15 protein-coding genes, 1 tRNA gene and 1 riboswitch are annotated in these 17,663 nt (G+C 58.3%); of the genes, 7 read left to right on the plus strand and 9 right to left on the minus strand.

Annotated features, from left to right (window positions below):
• Positions 1–48 precede the first annotated feature (48 nt).
• The 3 genes from A8C75_RS15590 to A8C75_RS15600 form a co-directional block, all read right to left on the minus strand.
• Positions 49–1,263, minus strand: a complete 1,215-nt coding sequence (locus A8C75_RS15590) for an ABC transporter substrate-binding protein (RefSeq protein WP_067384391.1) — start codon at positions 1,261–1,263, stop codon at positions 49–51.
• Between the two features lie 204 nt (positions 1,264–1,467).
• Positions 1,468–2,184, minus strand: a complete 717-nt coding sequence (locus A8C75_RS15595) for an ABC transporter ATP-binding protein (protein WP_067384397.1) — start codon at positions 2,182–2,184, stop codon at positions 1,468–1,470.
• On the minus strand, positions 2,181–2,999 hold the full coding sequence (locus tag A8C75_RS15600; protein ID WP_067384399.1) for an ABC transporter ATP-binding protein: 819 nt from the start codon (positions 2,997–2,999) through the stop codon (positions 2,181–2,183). Before A8C75_RS15600 ends, A8C75_RS15595 begins: the two co-directional genes overlap by 4 nt.
• Positions 3,000–3,209: 210 nt before the next feature.
• Here A8C75_RS15600 and A8C75_RS15605 point away from each other — a divergent pair, with 210 nt between their 5' ends.
• The 3 genes from A8C75_RS15605 to A8C75_RS15615 all read left to right on the plus strand — a co-directional run bounded on the left by A8C75_RS15605 (position 3,210) and on the right by A8C75_RS15615 (position 7,290).
• Entirely contained in the window at positions 3,210–6,077 is a 2,868-nt protein-coding gene (locus A8C75_RS15605) for a cache domain-containing protein (RefSeq protein WP_067384408.1), read from the plus strand.
• Positions 6,078–6,145: 68 nt separating this feature from the next.
• Positions 6,146–6,859 carry a response regulator transcription factor gene (locus tag A8C75_RS15610; RefSeq protein WP_067384412.1) on the plus strand — a complete coding sequence of 238 codons (714 nt, stop codon included), beginning with the start codon at positions 6,146–6,148 and terminating at the stop codon, positions 6,857–6,859.
• Positions 6,860–6,969: 110 nt separating this feature from the next.
• Positions 6,970–7,290: a hypothetical protein gene (locus A8C75_RS15615; RefSeq protein WP_084784109.1), complete on the plus strand. Its 321-nt coding sequence runs from the start codon at positions 6,970–6,972 to the stop codon at positions 7,288–7,290.
• Between the two features lie 94 nt (positions 7,291–7,384).
• Here A8C75_RS15615 and A8C75_RS15620 read toward each other — a convergent pair whose 3' ends face one another.
• The 3 genes from A8C75_RS15620 to A8C75_RS15630 form a co-directional block, all read right to left on the minus strand.
• Positions 7,385–7,639 carry a DUF1456 family protein gene (locus tag A8C75_RS15620; protein WP_067384419.1) on the minus strand — a complete coding sequence of 85 codons (255 nt, stop codon included), beginning with the start codon at positions 7,637–7,639 and terminating at the stop codon, positions 7,385–7,387.
• Between the two features lie 208 nt (positions 7,640–7,847).
• Positions 7,848–8,504 carry a CoA transferase subunit B gene (locus A8C75_RS15625; RefSeq protein ID WP_067384426.1) on the minus strand — a complete coding sequence of 219 codons (657 nt, stop codon included), beginning with the start codon at positions 8,502–8,504 and terminating at the stop codon, positions 7,848–7,850.
• A 79-nt stretch (positions 8,505–8,583) separates the two neighbouring features.
• Positions 8,584–9,285, minus strand: a complete 702-nt coding sequence (locus A8C75_RS15630) for a CoA transferase subunit A (RefSeq protein WP_067286006.1) — start codon at positions 9,283–9,285, stop codon at positions 8,584–8,586.
• 140 nt (positions 9,286–9,425) lie between these two features.
• On the opposite strand from A8C75_RS15630, the gene A8C75_RS15635 reads away from it, so the two are divergent.
• A complete protein-coding gene (locus A8C75_RS15635; protein ID WP_067384428.1) occupies positions 9,426–10,310 on the plus strand; it encodes a LysR family transcriptional regulator in 885 nt (294 codons plus the stop codon).
• Between the two features lie 82 nt (positions 10,311–10,392).
• Here A8C75_RS15635 and A8C75_RS15640 read toward each other — a convergent pair.
• From A8C75_RS15640 to A8C75_RS15650, 3 genes are all read right to left on the minus strand, one after another.
• Positions 10,393–10,468: transfer RNA gene (locus tag A8C75_RS15640), tRNA-Thr, on the minus strand.
• A 98-nt stretch (positions 10,469–10,566) separates the two neighbouring features.
• Positions 10,567–11,304 carry a general secretion pathway protein GspB gene (locus A8C75_RS15645; protein ID WP_067384431.1) on the minus strand — a complete coding sequence of 246 codons (738 nt, stop codon included), beginning with the start codon at positions 11,302–11,304 and terminating at the stop codon, positions 10,567–10,569.
• 2 nt (positions 11,305–11,306) lie between these two features.
• Entirely contained in the window at positions 11,307–13,220 is a 1,914-nt protein-coding gene (locus A8C75_RS15650) for an ExeA family protein (RefSeq protein WP_067387378.1), read from the minus strand.
• A 265-nt stretch (positions 13,221–13,485) separates the two neighbouring features.
• On the opposite strand from A8C75_RS15650, the gene A8C75_RS15655 reads away from it, so the two are divergent.
• The 3 genes from A8C75_RS15655 to A8C75_RS15665 all read left to right on the plus strand — a co-directional run bounded on the left by A8C75_RS15655 (position 13,486) and on the right by A8C75_RS15665 (position 17,615).
• Positions 13,486–14,880 carry a sigma-54 dependent transcriptional regulator gene (locus A8C75_RS15655; protein WP_227819944.1) on the plus strand — a complete coding sequence of 465 codons (1,395 nt, stop codon included), beginning with the start codon at positions 13,486–13,488 and terminating at the stop codon, positions 14,878–14,880.
• Between the two features lie 414 nt (positions 14,881–15,294).
• Positions 15,295–15,522 (plus strand): hypothetical protein, encoded by a 228-nt coding sequence (locus tag A8C75_RS15660; RefSeq protein ID WP_067384438.1) that lies wholly within the window; start codon positions 15,295–15,297, stop codon positions 15,520–15,522.
• A 498-nt stretch (positions 15,523–16,020) separates the two neighbouring features.
• Positions 16,021–16,116: riboswitch (cyclic di-GMP riboswitch) on the plus strand.
• A 68-nt stretch (positions 16,117–16,184) separates the two neighbouring features.
• Complete coding sequence (locus tag A8C75_RS15665) at positions 16,185–17,615, plus strand: dockerin type I domain-containing protein (protein ID WP_067384441.1); 1,431 nt, start codon at positions 16,185–16,187, stop codon at positions 17,613–17,615.
• The last annotated feature ends 48 nt before the right edge of the window (positions 17,616–17,663 follow it).

Here is a 17,663-nt window from a genome sequence, read left to right on the forward strand (position 1 = left end):
CGACTAACGCCAGCCCCGCGCCGGACAGATCCGGCGCCGGGCTCGTTATCATGATTTAACGAAGTTACATTCTGGCAGCATGGGGGCGTAGGCCGTATCACCCGGAATCACGTCAAGCACCTTGAAGATATCGTCGGCGTCGCGACGCTCTTCAGCCGTCTTGATCTGCACGTAGTACATGTCATGCACCATGCGCCCATCGGCACGCAGGGTGGCATTGCGGGCGAAGAAGTCGTCCGGCTTCATCTCTTTCATCTTCGCCATCACGGCATCGGACTCATCGGTGCCGGCGGCTTCGATTGCCTTCAGATAATGCATGGTCATGGAGTAGGCACCGGCGTGGCCCATGGCGGGAATGGCGCCGTGACGTTCCTTGAAGCGCGTGCTCCAGGCACGGGTGGCGTCATCGTAGTCCCAGTAGAAGCCGGTGGTCAGCGTCATGCCGCCGGCGGTGGCAGGATCCATGGCCTGGGCATTGGGGGTAAAGACCAGCAGGCCGGCCACATCGGCGGTCTGGGTCAGGCCGAACTCGGCGGCGGTTTTCAGGGCGTTAACGGTGTCGCCACCGGCATTGGCCAGCGCGACTACATCGGCACCCGAGGCCTGGGCCTGCAGCACATAGGACGAGAAGTCGGTAGTGCCCAGCGGCGCACGCACGCCACCGACAACTTCACCGCCGTTTTCGACAATCACTTCAGTCGCAACGCCCTCAAGCGCATGACCAAAGGCGTAATCGGCAGTGATGAAGAACCACTTTTTCTTGCCCGACTGCACAATCGGCTTGACGGTGCCGTTCGCCATCGCCGCCACGTTATAGGTCCAGTGCACGTTGTACGGCGAGCAGGCACTGGTGGTAAAGGCGTTGGATGCGGCGGTGGAGATCAGCGCGATCTTCTTGTTGTCGGTCAGCACCTTGGTGGCCGCACCCACCACGGCGGAGGACACCAGCCCCCCCACTGCATCCACCTGCTCGCTTTCAACCCACTGGCGCACCTTGGCCGAACCCACATCAGGCTTGAGCTGATCATCGGCGCTGACTACCTCGATGGGCATGCCCAGCACGGTGCCACCAAAATCTTCCACCGCCATTTCAATGGCCGTCACACAACCGGGACCGCAGATATCGGCATAGACGCCGCCCATATCCGCCAGTACGCCAATCTTGACCTTGTCATCGCTGACAGGCCCGGCCAGTGCGGCGCCACCGATAGCCGTGGAGGCGGCAACGGCCACCGCGAGCAGGGTCTTGTTCATTGCTTTCATGTAATACACTCCAGTTTTTCTTGTTGTTGCGTGAGTCATGTTGCGTGAGTCATGTTGCGTGATTCGTGATTCGTGATTCGTGATTCGTGATTCGTGATTCGTGATTCGTGATTCGTGATCAGTCTGTAGCGCCCGGACGCCTGGACAGAAAACTGCTCCTGCGTTTTCCGCCCCTCTCTTTTCTAAAGAGCAGCCATCTATCGTTTAGACGCCCAGGTAGGTGTTGAGCAGATCGGTTTTGGCTTCAAGTTCATGGGCATGGACTTCTTCGACTATATGGCCGTGTTCCATAACGTAATGCCGGTCGGCAATGGGGGCGGCAAAGCGGAAATTCTGCTCCACCAGCAGGATGGTCAAACCACGCTGCTTGAGCCCGAGCAGCACCTGGGCGAGTTTTTGCACTATGACCGGTGCCAGCCCCTCGGTAATTTCGTCCAGCAGCAGGATATTGGCGCCGGTGCGCAGAATACGGGCCAGTGCCAGCATCTGCTGTTCGCCACCGGACAAGCGTGTGCCCTGGCTATAACGGCGCTCATAAAGATTGGGGAACATCTCGTACAGTTCCTCCACGCTCATGCCGTCGGAACGTACCGCAGGCGGCAGCATCAGGTTTTCCTCGACGTTAAGGCTCGAGAAAATACCGCGCTCTTCCGGGCAATACCCCAACCCCAGGTGGGCAATGCGATGCGGCGCCAGATTCAGGGTTTCGCTGCCGTTCACCATGATGCTGCCACTGCGTCGCCCCACCATGCCCATGATCGCGCGCAAGGTGGTGCTGCGCCCCGAACCATTGCGGCCCAGCAGTGTCACCAGCTCACCCTGGCGAATGCTCAGATCGATGCCATGCAGAATATGGGACTCGCCATAAAAGGCGTGCAGATCACTGATGCGGATTTTTTCACGCGAAGAAGACGTACTCATGCCTGGGCTCCTGCAACAACACTGGAATGCACCCCAACCGCGGCTACAGGCGCAGCGGGTTCGTCATCGGCAACACCCAGATAGGCTTCGCGTACCCTTGAGTCCGCCGACACGCTGGCATAGTCGCCCTCGGTCAGGATGGCGCCACGCTGCAGCACCGTGATGCGATCGGCCAGCTTGGCCACCACATGCAGGTTGTGCTCCACCATCAGGATGGTGCGCCCGGCCGATACCCGCTTGATCAGATTGGCTACCACTTCAACATCCTCGTGGCCCATACCCTGGGTCGGTTCATCCAGCAGCATCAGTTCCGGATCCAGCGCCAGGGTGGTGGCAATTTCCAGCGCCCGCTTGCGGCCGTAGGGCAGGTCCAGCGTCTTGCTGTGGGCGAAGTCGGTCAGGCCGACGTCGTCCAGCAATGCCATGGCCTTGTCGTTAAGGCGATCGAGCACGCGCTCGTGCTTCCAGAAATGAAAACTGTTGCCTTCCTTGCGCTGCAGCGCCACGCGCACGTTTTCCAGTACGCTGAGATTGGGAAACACCGCCGATATCTGGAACGAGCGCACAATGCCAAGGCGAGCGATATCCGCCGACTTGCGGGCGGTAATGTCCTTGCCGTTGAACAGGAGCGCACCGCTGGTGGGGGTAAGGTATTTGGTCAGCAGGTTGAATACTGTCGTCTTGCCGGCACCGTTGGGGCCGATAAGCGCATGGATGGCGCCGCGTTCGATCTGCAGATTGACATCATCCACGGCGGTAAAGCCCTTGAATGCCTTGATGAGATTTTTCGTTTCAAGAATAAGATCCTGACTCATGCAACACGTCCCCGCTGCCACGACCTGAAGCCGGCACAGCCTTATTGTTGTATTCGGGATCGGGGCCAGAGCCCCCGGTTGCACTCAATCTAGGCCAGGACCGTTGCCGGAGTTTGTCGCAAATCTAACGAAATGTAACAACGGCCGTGATATAAGGGATTTCCCTAGTTAAGTTGGTTAAGATGGGGCACCTTCAGAGCAGGAAACACCATGCTGCCAGGCTCCAAGCTCACACGACGCTTCTTCACCGTGATTGCCCTGATCATTGCGGCAATCTTTCTGGCCTTCTATGCCTACTCGGTGCCGCTGATTCAGAAAAAGGTGTTCGAGATCGAGCGCAACAACAGCCGCACCACCCTGAACAACATCTTTGAGCTGGCCAGCCAGATGCATGTCAGCGTGGAGGACTACCGCAACCGCACCCTGGATTCACACCAGCAACGCCTCAAGGCCGTGGTCGCCCTCACCGCCATGCACATCGACGAAAGCCTGGCGCAGGCGAGACAGCTGAACATTCCGCCCGATCAGGCCCGCGCCCGCCTGTTCGAGCGCCTGCGCAGTTTCAGCTATGGGCGCGGCGACTATATCTGGATCGCCGACTATGACTCGGTGCTGCTGTCCCACCCCGAAGAGGCCCTGCACAACCAGAGCGCACTCGACCTGCGCGACAGCGACGGCAACAGCATCATTCCCAGAATCGTGGCCCTGGCCACGCAGGAAGGCGAAGGCTTTTACCGCTACAAGTGGCACCGTCTGGGGGAAAGCCGCAGCCTCGACAAGTACTCCTATGTGAAGAACTTTCCCGACTGGGGCTTTGTAGTCGGCGCCGGCGTCTATCTGGACGACATAGACGCAGAAGTGCAGCAACAAACCGCCCAGGCGCTGCAGAAGCTGCGCTCGGGCCTGCTCGAACTGCGCATCGCCCAGACCGGCTATATGTATATCTTCGATGGTGACGGCAATATGCTGATCCACCCCAATGCGAACCTGGATGGCACCAACTTCCTTGGCCTGCAGGACCCGGTCACACTCCGCCCCATCTCCACCGAACTGATGGAGGTGGCCGAAAGCGGTGAGGAGCTGTACTACAAGTGGGACAAGCCCTCGGACCCCGGCCACTACGTCTACGACAAGCTCGCACTGGTGCGTTACCTGCCGGGCTTCGACTGGTACATCGGCTCCTCGGTCTATGTGGACGAACTGCGCAGTAGCTCGCAAGTCCTCACCGACCGCATCCTCACCATGGCCCTGGTCGCCATGCTGGCGGCGATACTGCTGGCATTTATCTTCGTCAACTGGGTCACCCGACCCATACGGCGCCTGTCGGAAACCGCCCAGCGCGTCAGCGACGGCGAACTCAGCGCCAAGAGTGGCATTCGCCGCGACGATGAGCTCGGCCTGCTGGCCCACTCCTTCGATCGCATGGTGGATCAGCTGCGTGGCAATATTCATACCCTGGACGCCAAGGTCCAGGCCCGCACCCGGGACCTGGAGGCGACCAACAGCCAGCTGCTCGGCGCCGTCGACTCACTGCGCCAGGCACAGGAAGAGCTGCGGGTCCACGAAGCGCGCCAGCGCCTGATTCTGGATGCCCTGCCAGCCCAGATCGCCTATATCGACACCAGCATGCGCTACATCTTCGTCAACCAGGGTTACGCTGATGTGTTCAATCGCAGCAAGGATGATATCGTCGGCCGTCATCCAGCGGAGATACTGGGTGAGCAGATGTTCGCCGACATCCGCCAGCAGATTGAACGCACCCTGGCGGGCGAAGAATCGGTGTACGAATACCGCATACAGCGTGAAGACCGGGAGATGATCACCAAGCGCATTCTGATCCCCTTCCACTCCGCCGACGACGAGGTTAACGGCCTGCTCAATCTGTCACTGGACATCACCGCGGAAAAGGAAGCGGAAAGGCACATTAACGAGGCCCAGCGCATGAGTGCCGTGGGTCAGCTGGCCGGCGGCCTGGCCCATGATTTCAATAATCTGCTGTCCATTTTGCTCGGCAACCTGGTGGCCATGCGCGACAACCCGGCGCTGAACGACGCCCTGCTGCGCTACCTTAACCCCGCCATTCGGGCAACCCGGCGCGGCGCCGATATAACCCGGCGTCTGCTGGCATTTTCACGGCGCCAGCCCCTCAAGCCCTCCCCCGTCCATCTGCCGACCCTGATCAGCGAGATCGCCGAACTGCTGGCCGGCCCCTTGCCCAATAGCATCCGCATCGACTACCAGTGCGCCCCCGATGCGCCGCAACCCTTTGTCGATGCCGGCCAGCTGGAAGATGCCCTGGTCAACCTGGCCCTCAATGCCCGCGATGCCATGCCCGACGGCGGCACCCTCAGCTTTGAAATTAGCCGCCGTCATGTCAGCGAACCCCTGACCTGTGACGAACCGGTGTTGCCGGGCGATTACGTCGAGATCCGCGTGCGCGACACCGGCCACGGCTTTTCACCCCGGGCTGTGAGCCTGGCCTTCGAGCCGTTCTTCACCACCAAAACCGGCGGCGCCGGATCGGGTCTGGGCCTCAGCATGGTGTACGGTTTCGTCAAGCAGTCCAAAGGCTATATCCAGATTCAAAGCGCGCTCGACCAGGGCTCTGTTATCTCGCTGCTGCTGCCCGCATCCCAGGCGATGCCACAGCTGCAGGCACCAGATGGCATCGCCAACCCAGCCGAGGACCTCAACGACACCACAGGCAAACTGATCCTGCTGGTGGAAGACAACGCTGATGTGCGCCAGGTCGTGCGCGAGCAGCTGATCAGCCTGAAATACAACGTGATTGAAGCCCAGGATGCCGACGAGGCCTGCCAGCTGATTGACTCCCTGGACAACCTCCATGGCATGCTGTGCGACATCATCATGCCGGGCACACTGAATGGCTTTGAACTGGCCCGCCGGCTGCACAACAGGCAGCCGTGCAGCCGCATCGTGCTAATGAGCGGCTACAGCTATGAACAGGATCCCGGTGACAGCAGCGATCATTTTTTCACCATGCTGCCCAAGCCCTTTGAGCAGGACGCGCTGCAGGCGGCCCTGCGGCGCGAAGCCCTCGCCAAGCAGGCACCTTAGACCCCAGGCGCCACCGGCTCTTACATAAATTGAATTAATTACATAATAAGAAAGGACACCCAAACACCGTGAAACAGAACCGCCTGATTTACATCGTCGATGACGAGGCCGATATCTGCACCCTGGTCAGCGAGGAGCTGGAACGCTTCGGCTATGAAACCCGCATCTGTCGAACCGGCGCCCAGGCCGCCCAGGCCATTCGCCAGCGCAGGCCTGACCTGTGCATTATTGATCTCGGCCTGCCCGACATGGACGGCATGGCGCTGGTGCGCCAGCTCGGAGAACTGCAGGGTATTGGCATCATGATACTGTCGGGGCGCGACAGCACGCCCGACCGGGTACTGGGACTGGAGCTCGGCGCCGATGACTACATCACCAAGCCCTTCGAGCCACGCGAGCTGGTCGCCCGCGCCAACAGCCTGCTGCGCAGACTCGAGCAGATCGATGCCCCGGCGGCCGATAGCCGCCCGCGCCGCGCCGCCTTTGGCAACTGGACCTTCGACCCCGCCAGCCTGACGCTCAGCAATGAGCGCGGCCATTCGGAGGTGCTGAGCAGCGCCGAGGCACAGCTGCTCAATGCGCTGCTGCGCGCACCACGACAAATATTGTCCCGCGAGCAGCTGCTCGGTGACAGAGCCGACCCCTTTGATCGCAGCATTGATGTACGCATGTCGCGCATTCGCAAGAAGATCGAAGCCGACCCAAAGAACCCGGCCATTATCAAGACCATCTACGGTGCAGGCTACATGCTGATGACGGAAGTGAGCTGGCAGCAAGGCTGAAGACAGCCCTGTCAGACAGTGCGGCAGGCATAGGAGCGACAAGCCCTGGCCCAGTGGGGCTCGGCATTCTGGCGGTTACTTTTCGTCCAGTTTTCAGGCACAATATGCCGATGATTAAACGCCCGACAAAATCCGACCTGCGCCATGAAATGGAAAAGCAGATGGCTGACTACCTGCAAAAGGGCGGCCATATTACGTCTGTAGAACAGGGTGCCAGTGGCCTGAACAACGGCACCTACAACAAGCACCAGTTCAGTATCAGCCAGCCCAAGCAGACCCGCACCGCGGTGCCTGAAGTTCTGGTTGCCATCGACTCGCGCCGCAGGCAAAGCCCGGCGCCAGCACAGAAACCCCGCCCACGCGCACCGCGCCGGCAGGTTATCTACGACGATTTTGGCGAACCGCTACGCGTCGTCTGGGTGGACAACTAAGCGACGCCAGGCCCCACGCGCCGCAGCGACTGCCTGGCAGTAGCAAGTAGCAAGTAGCAAGTAGCAAGACGAAGCCTAGCCCTTAGAGTGCGCCTTACTCGGCTTCAGCCCCGTCGACATCCGCCGGTGCATCCTTGGGTCCGCGACGGAACAGGATGTAACCATCCAGAAAGGCTTCCAGCACTTCGTCGCTGCATTCTTTGTAGTTCTTGTGACCTGGCTTGCGGAAATAGCCCGACAGCTCAGCCTTGTTGACGCTGTGCTCAGTCAGCGCGAAGACCGCAAACAGATCCGCTTCTTTCAGGTCCAGGGCAATGCGCAGTTTTTTCAGTACATCGTTGTTCGTCATCGTCAATCCGGTCAGTCAATATCGATAAAGAGCCGCTAAAACGGCACAGTCACTCAGGCGCCCTACTCTACAGCAAAACGCCCTCCGCGCCTGCTGCGCGCAGCAAAGATAATCGTGCACCCCAGACGAAAAAAAGCCCGGCGGGAGTCGAAACTCCAGCCGGGCCCAAAGGGATTGACAGCATCAAACGGTAAAGCGGGGGAAAACCCTAGAACGTCATTTCGGGTACATGATCCGGCACTATCAGCTTGCCGGCGGTTTTGGACACGATTTCCTCAACCGATACACCGGGCGCACGTTCACGCAGGATGAAGGCGCCATCTTCAATTTCGAGCCAGGCCAGATCCGTCAGCACTTTCTTGATGCAACCGGCGCCCGTCAGCGGCAAGGTGCAGCTGTCCAGCAGCTTGGATTCGCCGTGCTTGGAGGCGTGGGTCATGGTCACGATAATGTTATCGGCACCGGCCACCAGATCCATGGCGCCGCCCATGCCCTTGATCAGCTTGCCGGGAATCATCCAGGACGCGATATTGCCCTGCACATCCACCTCGAAAGCACCCAGTACGGTCAGGTCAACATGGCCGCCGCGTATCATGGCAAAGGATTCCGCCGACGAGAAAATGGAGGCGCCGGGAATCGCCGTTACTGTCTGTTTGCCGGCATTGATCATGTCCGCATCCAGCTCAGCCTCGGTGGGGAAAGCCCCCATGCCGAGCAGGCCGTTTTCGGACTGCAGCATGACTTCCATGCCCTCGGGTACATAGTTGGCCACCAGGGTCGGAATACCGATGCCCAGGTTCACGTAGAAGCCATCTTGAAGTTCGCGCGCTACGCGCATTGCAATCTGTTCGCGAGAAAGTGCCATTATTCTGCCTCTTGCGCTGGAGCCACCGGCCACTGGCCGGTTTCTCACTGAATTTGTTATTGATGAAAACCTTGGGCGCTTACGCCTGGCGCAGGGTGCGCTGCTCGATCCGCTTCTCGAAAGTGCCCTTGATCACGCGCTGAACGTAGATGCCCGGCGTGTGAATCTGGCTGGGTTCCAGCTCGCCCGGCTCAACAATTTCTTCCACTTCCACCACCGTGATCTTGCCGGCCGTCGCCGCCATGGGGTTGAAGTTCTGTGCGGTGTGGCGGTACATGACGTTGCCGTAGCGGTCCGCCTTCCAGCCTTTGACGATGGCGAAATCACCGGTAACCGACTCTTCCATGATGTAGGAGCGGCCATTGAACTCGCGTACTTCCTTGCCTTCGGCAACAGGTGTACCGAAGCCTGTGGCGGTAAAGAACGCCGGGATACCGGCACCGCCGGCACGCATTTTCTCGGCCAGGGTTCCCTGGGGCGTCAGTTCGACCTCCAGTTCACCGGCCAGCAGCTGCTTTTCGAACAGGGCGTTTTCACCCACATAGGACGAGATCATCTTGCGAATCTGGCGGTCTTCCAGCAGCACGCCAAGGCCAAAGCCATCCACGCCACAGTTGTTCGACACAATGGTCAGATCCTTTACGCCCATCTGCTTGATGCGCGCAATCAGGTTTTCCGGAATACCACACAGGCCAAAGCCGCCGGCAATCACGGTCATTCCGCTTTCGAGGCCAGCCAGTGCCTCTTCATAGGTATTTACAACTTTATCGAAACCGGCCATTTCGCCACTCCTGATTATTGTTAGCCACTGTGCCTCACTTGCTAGCCAGTGTGCCGCAACTCAATATATTTATTAAGTTTGATTTTTTTATTTATTCATTTACTTTGTAAAACAATAAACCCCAACCCTGATACTACAACATGACCATCAAGCAACTGCGCGCCTTTATCGCCGTCGCCCGTACCCTTAGCTTTGCCGAGGCCAGCGTTCGGGTTCACCTGTCGCAACCGGCCCTGAGCCTGGCGATAAAGAAGCTGGAAGAGTCCCTGGGCGGCCGTCTGTTTAACCGTACCACCCGCACCATCGCGCTGACGCCCGAAGGCGACGTGCTATTGCCCATCGCTGAACGCTTGATGGCCGAATGGGACAGTGTAGAAGAAGAACTGCACCAGCGGTTTGCCCTGCAGCTGGGCAAGATCGCCGTTGCCGCCATGCCCTCCTTTGCCAGTTCACTGCTGCCCCAGGCGCTGCTGCGCTATCGCAAGCTCTATCCGCGCATCAATATCGAAGTACACGACGTCATCGCCGAACAGGTTGTGGACATGGTGCGCCAGAACCGGGTCGAGGTCGGCGTGACCTTCGACCCCGGCGCCAGCGACGACCTGCTGTTTCGCCCGCTGTTCAGCGATGAATTTATCGCCGTGCTGCCTCCCGGCCACCCGGACGCGAACCGCAATCCGCTGCCCTGGCAGCAACTGCTGCAGCACGACTTCATCACCCTGCAGCGCCCATCGAGCCTGCGCCTGCTGATGGAGCGCCAGCTGGCCGAACAGGGTATGGCACCGCGTGTCGCCTTCGAAGCGCATCAGCTGGCCACCGTGGGCCGCATGGTCGCAACGGGCCTGGGCGTCAGCGCCGTACCCGCCCTGTGCCGCCAGCAGATGCAGGAACTCGGCGCCTGCTGCGTATCTCTGGCCGAACCGTCCATTTCCCGCCGCGTCGGTATCCTGACCCGCAGCAACCACCAGCTGTCCGTCGCCGCAAGGGCCTTGATCGACGTATTGAGCGAGACCTTCAAGAAATAGTCGCTGGCGTCCTGAAAATATAGGAAAAACCCCATTTTTAAGGAAAGCCCGACATTAGCAGACGGCCTAAGCCTTTGATTTATGGTGCCGATAAGAGGATTCGAACCTCCGACCTGCTCATTACGAATGAGCTGCTCTGCCGGCTGAGCTATATCGGCCTGAACTCGATGGGCGCTAAAAGAGGTAATGGCCTGCTGACTAGCATAGACAACAAAGCCGCCCGCAGGCACTGCCCTTTTGCGCCCAGAGCTGCCCGTCAGAGTGCACTCATCCGAAAGCGGTAATCCTCGTACCTTAGGATCACGCCCTTGGGAATTATTTCCTCAAGTCGCACCTCTGCTGTGATGTTCTGACCTTCGCGCATCATGCGCTCGCCAACCTTGACCCGGCGCGATGCGGGGTCCTTTGAATAGATATGCACACTGAATGCCAGCTCCGGCAGGCTGCGTTGTACATCCACCGGCAACTGGCGCCGGTATGGCACACCGGCAAAGGGATCAACATCGTTTTGCATGCTCGCGCTTGCACCTGGCTGACTCTGTGCTGCACGGCTTGTATCCGCGGACCCTCTAGCAGCGTCCGGGCGGGCAGCGTCCGCACGGGGGCGCGGGCTGACGACAGGCGCGGGCTCTTGCAGCTGGATCCGAACGCCCTTCAAGTTATCGTTGCCGATGGCCGCGACGATCATTTCGGCCACCCCCGTGCGGGCTTCAGGCGCGGCTTGGGTGGAGCCTGTGCCGGGCGTTGTACCCGGCGTTTCAGCGGGCGCAGAAGTCGTTGCAACCGCAGATACCGCGGAGCTGTCCGTTCTGTCGAGGGTCCACCAGCCCAGCACAGCCACACCCGCGACCAGCAGCATAGCCAGCGGCAGGCGACCCGAACGCTGCGGTGGGTTCCTGCGCGCTGTGAACGCCGGTGCCGGCTGCGCCTGGGGTGGCGCATCCTGCTTGCGCTGACCTTCGGACTGTTTCAGTGCATCCAGGATGTAGGACATGGTTAACGCTCCCGCCTGGGTGCAAGCAGGGGAAGATCGTTACGGGTATGGGTATTCAGATGAATCGCGGTCTTGGGCCCCACCACGGCATCCACACTAAGGCCTTGTCGCATCTGAAACAGCCCCACCTGTTCCACCAGTTTTTCGTCATAGCGATCGCCGGCCACCAGCTGCACACCGCCGTTGAGACGCGCCATTTGCTGGCTCAGCCACTCCACACTGGCGCCTCTGGCACCCGGCCATATGGGTGCGCGGTACTGCGCCGGTACACGCCACAGCAGGGTATAACTGCCAGGCCAGCGCCGTTCCAATTCATCATAGGGCACATCCATGACCCTGCCCGACACTATCAGGCGCGCGGCCTCATCATTCAGTTCCAGCACCGTCGCGTGCACGAGCCCTGCCTCGGTTTTCAGGCTAACCACAGCCGGGCGATTGAGCTGCTGCAGCGAAATAAGATCACCCCCGCTCACCAGGCACCCCAGCCCCTGAGTCTCGGCAAAGCGACATACCACCGGGTTTTGGCGCGGGTCGTAATCCAGCTTCCAGGCCGCAAAGAGCGCCCGGTAGGCCTGAACCAATGCCAGATCCGCATCCGGTTGCGCCTGCCAGCGAAAGCCCTGCGCCGATACCCGATTCGGCGCTCTGTCCTCTTCCTGTACGCCAGGCGGAGAATCTGACTGTACATCAGGCAGAGGCTGAGCGAGCGCCTGAACCTGACTGTTCTGTGGAGACAGTGCAGACTGAGATACCTTGGAGGCGGCAGCCGCTGTTGCCATGACCGACGAGGTGGGCCGCACTATGGGCACACTGGCTGCTGACCCAGAAAGAGCAACTGGACGCGCGACAGCAGCCGCGACTGGTGTTTCAGCCGGCGCGGCCATGGCGTTTAACTCGGTAACAGCGGTCTCGCCGGGTTGCGTATCAAACAGACTGAAGCTCGACAGCCGTTCCAGCGATGGCAGCTCGAGCGCCGACACCCTGGTGCCATCGGCGACCCAGGCCGCCACCGCAAAGCCCACCAGCCAGGCAGCCAGTACCGCAGTAACCGCCAGCGCCAGTAACCAGCGCCAGCTGTCTCTAGGCGAGAGTCGCAGCGCCGCCTCATCACCGAAGACCTCGCGGGACGCCTTGACCAGGGTCGCCACTTCAACATGGTTGTCCCGCTGCACAAAGCTGCCGAGCAAGGCCCGATCGCAGAGTATATTCACCACCCGTGGAATACCACCAGACAGTCGATACAGGCGCTTTAGCGTCGAGGCCGGGAAGATCGGCCGGTTCAGGCCCGCAACCGCCAGACGATGGACGATATAGGCTTCCAGATCTTTCAGCGACAGCGCGCCCAGGTGATAGCGAGCCGTGATGCGCTGCGATAGCTGGCGCAGTTCAGGACGGGCCAGCAGCTCCAGCAGCTCCGGCTGGCCCACCAGTACAATCTGCAGCAGCTTGCATTCATTGGTCTCAAGGTTGGTCAGCAGGCGAATCTGTTCCAGCAGCACGACACCCAGGTTCTGCGCCTCGTCGATGATCAGTACGGTGCTACGGCCCCGGGCATGGGTATCGAGCAGATGACGATTGATAAGGTCGATATAGGTTTTGCTGCGCACCTGATCGCCCAACGGATAAGCTATGCCCAGTTCGTCACAGAGCGCTGCCAGCAGCTCCTCGACGCTGGCCTTGGGGTTCAGAATCATCGCGACATCGGTGTTTGCCGGCATCTGCTCCAGCAGGCGCCGACACACCGTGGTTTTGCCGGTGCCGACCTCTCCGGTAAGCAGGACAAAACCACCATTGCTGCCAATGCCATACAGCAGATGGGCAAGCGCTTCCTGATACTGTTCACTGAGAAAAAGATAACGCGGATTAGGCGCTATCGAGAACGGCGATTCACTCAAACCAAAATAGTTGTTGTACATCTGCGTTACCATCCCGGCCTGACATGGAGTAACTATAGATGTTGCCTGTGCCTTTTACCGACTGGTAGTGCCCAAAATTGCCATCGCAAAAAAATGTAGAGCAGACGCCAGAAATGACTCAGCTGCGTGAAAAGCAAGCATTGAATCCCTGATACCAATGCATCAATTTCCAGTTGTCCCAAGGTGGCCCATCCTATACTTGTTACAAAAGCGAAACAGAATTGCACTGAGCCCTCTATAAAACTCACTTACCCTGTGAAAAATGATGACCCTATCAACTGTCACAGAGGATCAGGGACGACACCTTGCATCAACGGGCACGGTCGCCCGCACAGCACTTTTTCTGGATATTTACGATAGTAATCGCGCGCCCAGCCTCAACCTTAACCTTAATGGCTGGACGCTAGAGCGCGTGACCAATATCGACAGCGCCCGCGATTCCCTGCGCGAACATAACTACTACGTCGGTCTGGTAAAGCTCGACTGGCCCTCCATCCAGGACCGGGATGAAATTGAAGATTTTTTCCACCAGGACCAGTACACCAACTGGATAGCCCTGACGACGCCAGACGTCATGCGTGATCACGCCTTCAGGCGCATGTTGTTTGAAAACTTCTACGATTACTTCACCCTGCCGCTGGACCCAAACCAGAGTTATCTGCAGGCCACCCTGGGTCATGCCTATGGCATCAGCCGGCTGCGCAAGCTGGAAGACAAGCAGCTTTCCATGCTGGATGAATTTCACATGGTGGGGGCCAGCCCCGCCATCATGGAAATATTCAAGCAGATCCGCAAGGTCGCCACGGCCGAGGCGCCGGTGCTAATCACCGGTGAAAGTGGCACCGGCAAGGAGCTCATTGCCCGCGCCATTCACCAGCGTTCGTCACGCCGCAAGGGCCCCTTCATCGCCGTCAACTGCGGTTCGCTGCCCGACACCCTGGTGCACTCGGAGTTATTCGGTTACGAAAAAGGCGCCTTTACCGGCGCCTACAAACGCAAAATTGGCCGCCTGGAAGCCGCCACCGAGGGCACCGTCTTTCTGGATGAGATCGGCGACCTGCCGCTCGACATGCAGGTGCACCTGCTGCGCTTTCTGCAGGAACAGACACTGGAACGCCTGGGCAGCAACGATAGCATCCATGTCAACGCACGGGTAATCGCCGCCACCAATATCGATCTTGAGCAGGCCGTTGAAGTCAGTAACTTTCGGGAGGACCTGTACTACCGGCTTAATGTACTCACGGTAAAGGTGCCGCCACTGCGCGAGCGCAACGGCGATATCGAACTGCTGGCACGGTTTTTCTTTCAGAAATTTCGCAATGAACAGGGCTGCCATGTGCGCGGCTTTACCCAGCAGGCGCTGTCCGCCCTCAATGCCTATGAATGGCCCGGCAATGTGCGCGAACTGATCAACCGTATCCGCCGCGCCATGGTCATGAGCGACAACCGCCTGGTGACACCGGCCGACCTGGGGCTGGACGACAGCGTCTGCAACAGCGGCCAGCAAATCACGCTGGAAGATGCACGCAACCGCGCAGAAACTCAGGCCATTCGGCAAAACCTGGAGCTGAGTCACAACAACGTATCCAAGGCGGCCCGCATGCTCGGCGTCTCCCGCGTCACCCTCTATCGCCTGATGGAAAAATATCAGTTGCGATAACAGCGCGCCGCGACTGCACCACTGAAAAAACCTTTAACGTCGCAATAAATCCACAGCCGCTGCAAATCCGACGCACACAAGCGTGCGAGCCTTGGAATTAATGCTACTCAAACGAAACAGCCATTCGGCCAAAGTGTTTCAGTTCATTTACAGATTTATCGCTTTCAAAATAGCGTTGCAATAAAAACCAATACTGATCAAGCGGTTAAAAAAATGGCGTGAAATGTGCACATTCCTGATAGGGCCTAAATTCCGCGCCCCGTTGCGTTAACCACAAGACCTGCTCGGGAGTTTTTCCGAACAACCGGAATCCAACAAAAAGGTAAACGGGATAAATCGGTGCCGGATCAACCGTTATCCAGATCTGACACCTCAGGCTGCACAGGTCGCAACCTGACCAACATGAGCCCTAACATGAGCCGTTCCAAGAACTACTACTACCGCAGCCGACTGCTAAGGGAACGGATTCGCAAGGACGAAGGCGCCCAGGCCACACCGCCTGCCACAACAGGGCGTGCAAACGCCGATGACGCCTTTGCGCTGCCCGACTATTTCCACGCTCCGCCCGCACCCGACGGCGATTTCCTCAGCGACGACCAAGGCCGCTATCCCAGGGTTGTACTCTGGGACGAAAATGCCTGAGCCTATCCTCACTTGAGCGCTTCCTTGCCAAACCATGCCCCTGATTCCCCTTCGCGACTCTGCGCCATCACTCCCGTGATCAGGCCCAGGAGCTCTCTCCCAGAAAATCAAAAACTCAAAACCTGTGCCGGAACCGCGAACTGTTTCACGTACCTTACAGCCCGCGTAACCATAATCACTATTTGTCTCCCCTTGGCAACGGATACTCACAAAATCGATCAAATTTGAGACATTACCCTGCGCCTATATTCCACATCTGTATAAATAACACTCGATTCAGCATGTTATAGTTCTTACCCATATTACGGAGCCCGTTAATCGCTCCGAAAACGTATCAAATTTTTAACAATCGCCAGAAAATGGCGGACAGTACTTTTAACAGGGATGCTCGGATGTGCGTAAATGGAACACAGAAAATGTGGCTACCACATGCCGAAAAAATATTTCACCCACGGGAAAACAGTACCGCGGCAACAGATTTATATTGAAAAGATCCTCTCCCGACAAAGGCAAAGCCTGAGTAATCAGGCGGCGCAAAGTTACGGGTCCTTGTTTGTGTTTTCAAATGCGAATCAGGATCGCCGGACCGCCGAAGGAGAGAACCACTTACGGATTGGCCGCTAGAGGATCTTTGCTGAATTTTTAACTTTCAGGAGAGATCTATGCGCCTTTCCAGGCTTCTGTTTACTAAGCTGTGGCTTAGTAAATCAAAACAAAATCAGCGTTTACTCAACGCTACTCACCGATGCAATCATAGTGCCCTGGGCGGCATTCGCACTAAGGCAACAGCGAACGTTGCTCGGCGCCGATTGCTGTGGACCCCGCTGACATTAGCGACCATGGCTCTGATGCTCACCAGTCCTGTACAGGCGGGCAAGCCCACAACGAAGGGCAAGCAGGACACAACGGGGGCGACTTATACGCCGCTGAGCCTCACAGTAGAGGACTACTATTTCCGCTACGGCCCAAGACCAGAAAATTGCTTGGGTGAAGACGATGAATTGGACTGGAAAGCGATCGGCGGTCTGAAGCCAGGTGAAAGCTTCACGTTCACTCCACAATACCCCGGCTGCCAGAGCCACCCGGCTGCAATCACGGTCAACCTCTCCTGGGAGGGTTCCGAACTCGTCTTGTCCAGCGCAGCGCCGGATGCAGACATGCAGAGCGAGGATCCGGGCCAAAAAGGCAGGGAAATTATCGCTCCCTCGGTGGCCAACCGGGCACAGCTGTGCATGTTCCCCACGTACAGCTCGAACGACGAGTTTTACAGCGTAACCGTAACCAATGTTGGCACGTCCAACGCCAACAACATCGTGCTAGACGGTCGTAGCGATAATGACTGGGCCATCAAATTTTACAATCGTTGCATGAATGCCGATGCCGACAATGACGGCTGGAACGACAGCCTCGAACACTCCATTTCAACGCTGCTGTACTCGGTTGGTTATGTCGATGGCGTCTACCAGCCTTACATCCTCTGGGGCAGCAACTATCTGAAAGCCAAAGCTGATACCAGTGCAGCGGATGACGAAGTCGACAGCTCTCCCGTCGACTTCAATGACGACGGAGTAATAAACAACCTCGATGTCGAAGAGATCAGCTGGTATCTCGGCGAAGGAAACGGCATCCCCCAAAGCCAGATCAGCCCTAACCCCAGCAATCCTGGCTATCTGTGGACCAACGCCCGGGAATGGCGCCGCTACGATGTGGACGGTGATGGCTATGTCGGGCAGTCCGACATCGATATCGTCTTGACACTGGTGGGACGCCCAATGCCAATGAGTGAGGACGTCATCGTGCCGACTGGACGAGTGATGGAACCGGAAGGCGGCAGCGTTCCCAAGGGCACCTATTATCAGATCAAAGGTCACGTCTGGGACAACGCCGCCGTAACAAAGGTCGAGTATCTGGTTGATGGACGAGTTCTGTGCTCCGCTACCGACCCGGTACCCAGCTTCGGCTACACCTCTGCGTTCCATACCTGCTGGTGGGACGTTCCCAAACGACAGGGTTTATATGAACTCTCGATCAGGGTCTATGACGCGGCGGGAAATGTATCGACCAGTGACGGACTTGTTGTCTCGGCAAACTGACAGAATTGAACAAGGGCGGGATTATCCCGCCCTTTTTAATATCACCCT

The sequence above is a fragment of the Marinobacterium aestuarii genome, from assembly GCF_001651805.1.
GTDB classification, from domain to species: Bacteria; Pseudomonadota; Gammaproteobacteria; order Pseudomonadales; family Balneatricaceae; genus Marinobacterium_A; species Marinobacterium_A aestuarii.

Excerpts from the sequence above, each read along its gene's own strand:
- A8C75_RS15590 (WP_067384391.1), bottom strand. The coding sequence starts at position 1,263 with ATGAAAGCAATGAACAAGACCCTGCTCGCGGTGGCCGTTGCCGCCTCC.
- A8C75_RS15595 (WP_067384397.1), bottom strand. The coding sequence starts at position 2,184 with ATGAGTACGTCTTCTTCGCGTGAAAAAATCCGCATCAGTGATCTGCAC.
- A8C75_RS15600 (WP_067384399.1), bottom strand. The coding sequence starts at position 2,999 with ATGAGTCAGGATCTTATTCTTGAAACGAAAAATCTCATCAAGGCATTC.
- A8C75_RS15605 (WP_067384408.1), top strand. The coding sequence starts at position 3,210 with ATGCTGCCAGGCTCCAAGCTCACACGACGCTTCTTCACCGTGATTGCC.
- A8C75_RS15615 (WP_084784109.1), top strand. The coding sequence starts at position 6,970 with ATGATTAAACGCCCGACAAAATCCGACCTGCGCCATGAAATGGAAAAG.
- A8C75_RS15620 (WP_067384419.1), bottom strand. The coding sequence starts at position 7,639 with ATGACGAACAACGATGTACTGAAAAAACTGCGCATTGCCCTGGACCTG.
- A8C75_RS15625 (WP_067384426.1), bottom strand. The coding sequence starts at position 8,504 with ATGGCACTTTCTCGCGAACAGATTGCAATGCGCGTAGCGCGCGAACTT.
- A8C75_RS15630 (WP_067286006.1), bottom strand. The coding sequence starts at position 9,285 with ATGGCCGGTTTCGATAAAGTTGTAAATACCTATGAAGAGGCACTGGCT.
- A8C75_RS15635 (WP_067384428.1), top strand. The coding sequence starts at position 9,426 with ATGACCATCAAGCAACTGCGCGCCTTTATCGCCGTCGCCCGTACCCTT.
- A8C75_RS15645 (WP_067384431.1), bottom strand. The coding sequence starts at position 11,304 with ATGTCCTACATCCTGGATGCACTGAAACAGTCCGAAGGTCAGCGCAAG.
- A8C75_RS15650 (WP_067387378.1), bottom strand. The coding sequence starts at position 13,220 with ATGTACAACAACTATTTTGGTTTGAGTGAATCGCCGTTCTCGATAGCG.
- A8C75_RS15655 (WP_227819944.1), top strand. The coding sequence starts at position 13,486 with ATGACCCTATCAACTGTCACAGAGGATCAGGGACGACACCTTGCATCA.
- A8C75_RS15660 (WP_067384438.1), top strand. The coding sequence starts at position 15,295 with ATGAGCCGTTCCAAGAACTACTACTACCGCAGCCGACTGCTAAGGGAA.
- A8C75_RS15665 (WP_067384441.1), top strand. The coding sequence starts at position 16,185 with ATGCGCCTTTCCAGGCTTCTGTTTACTAAGCTGTGGCTTAGTAAATCA.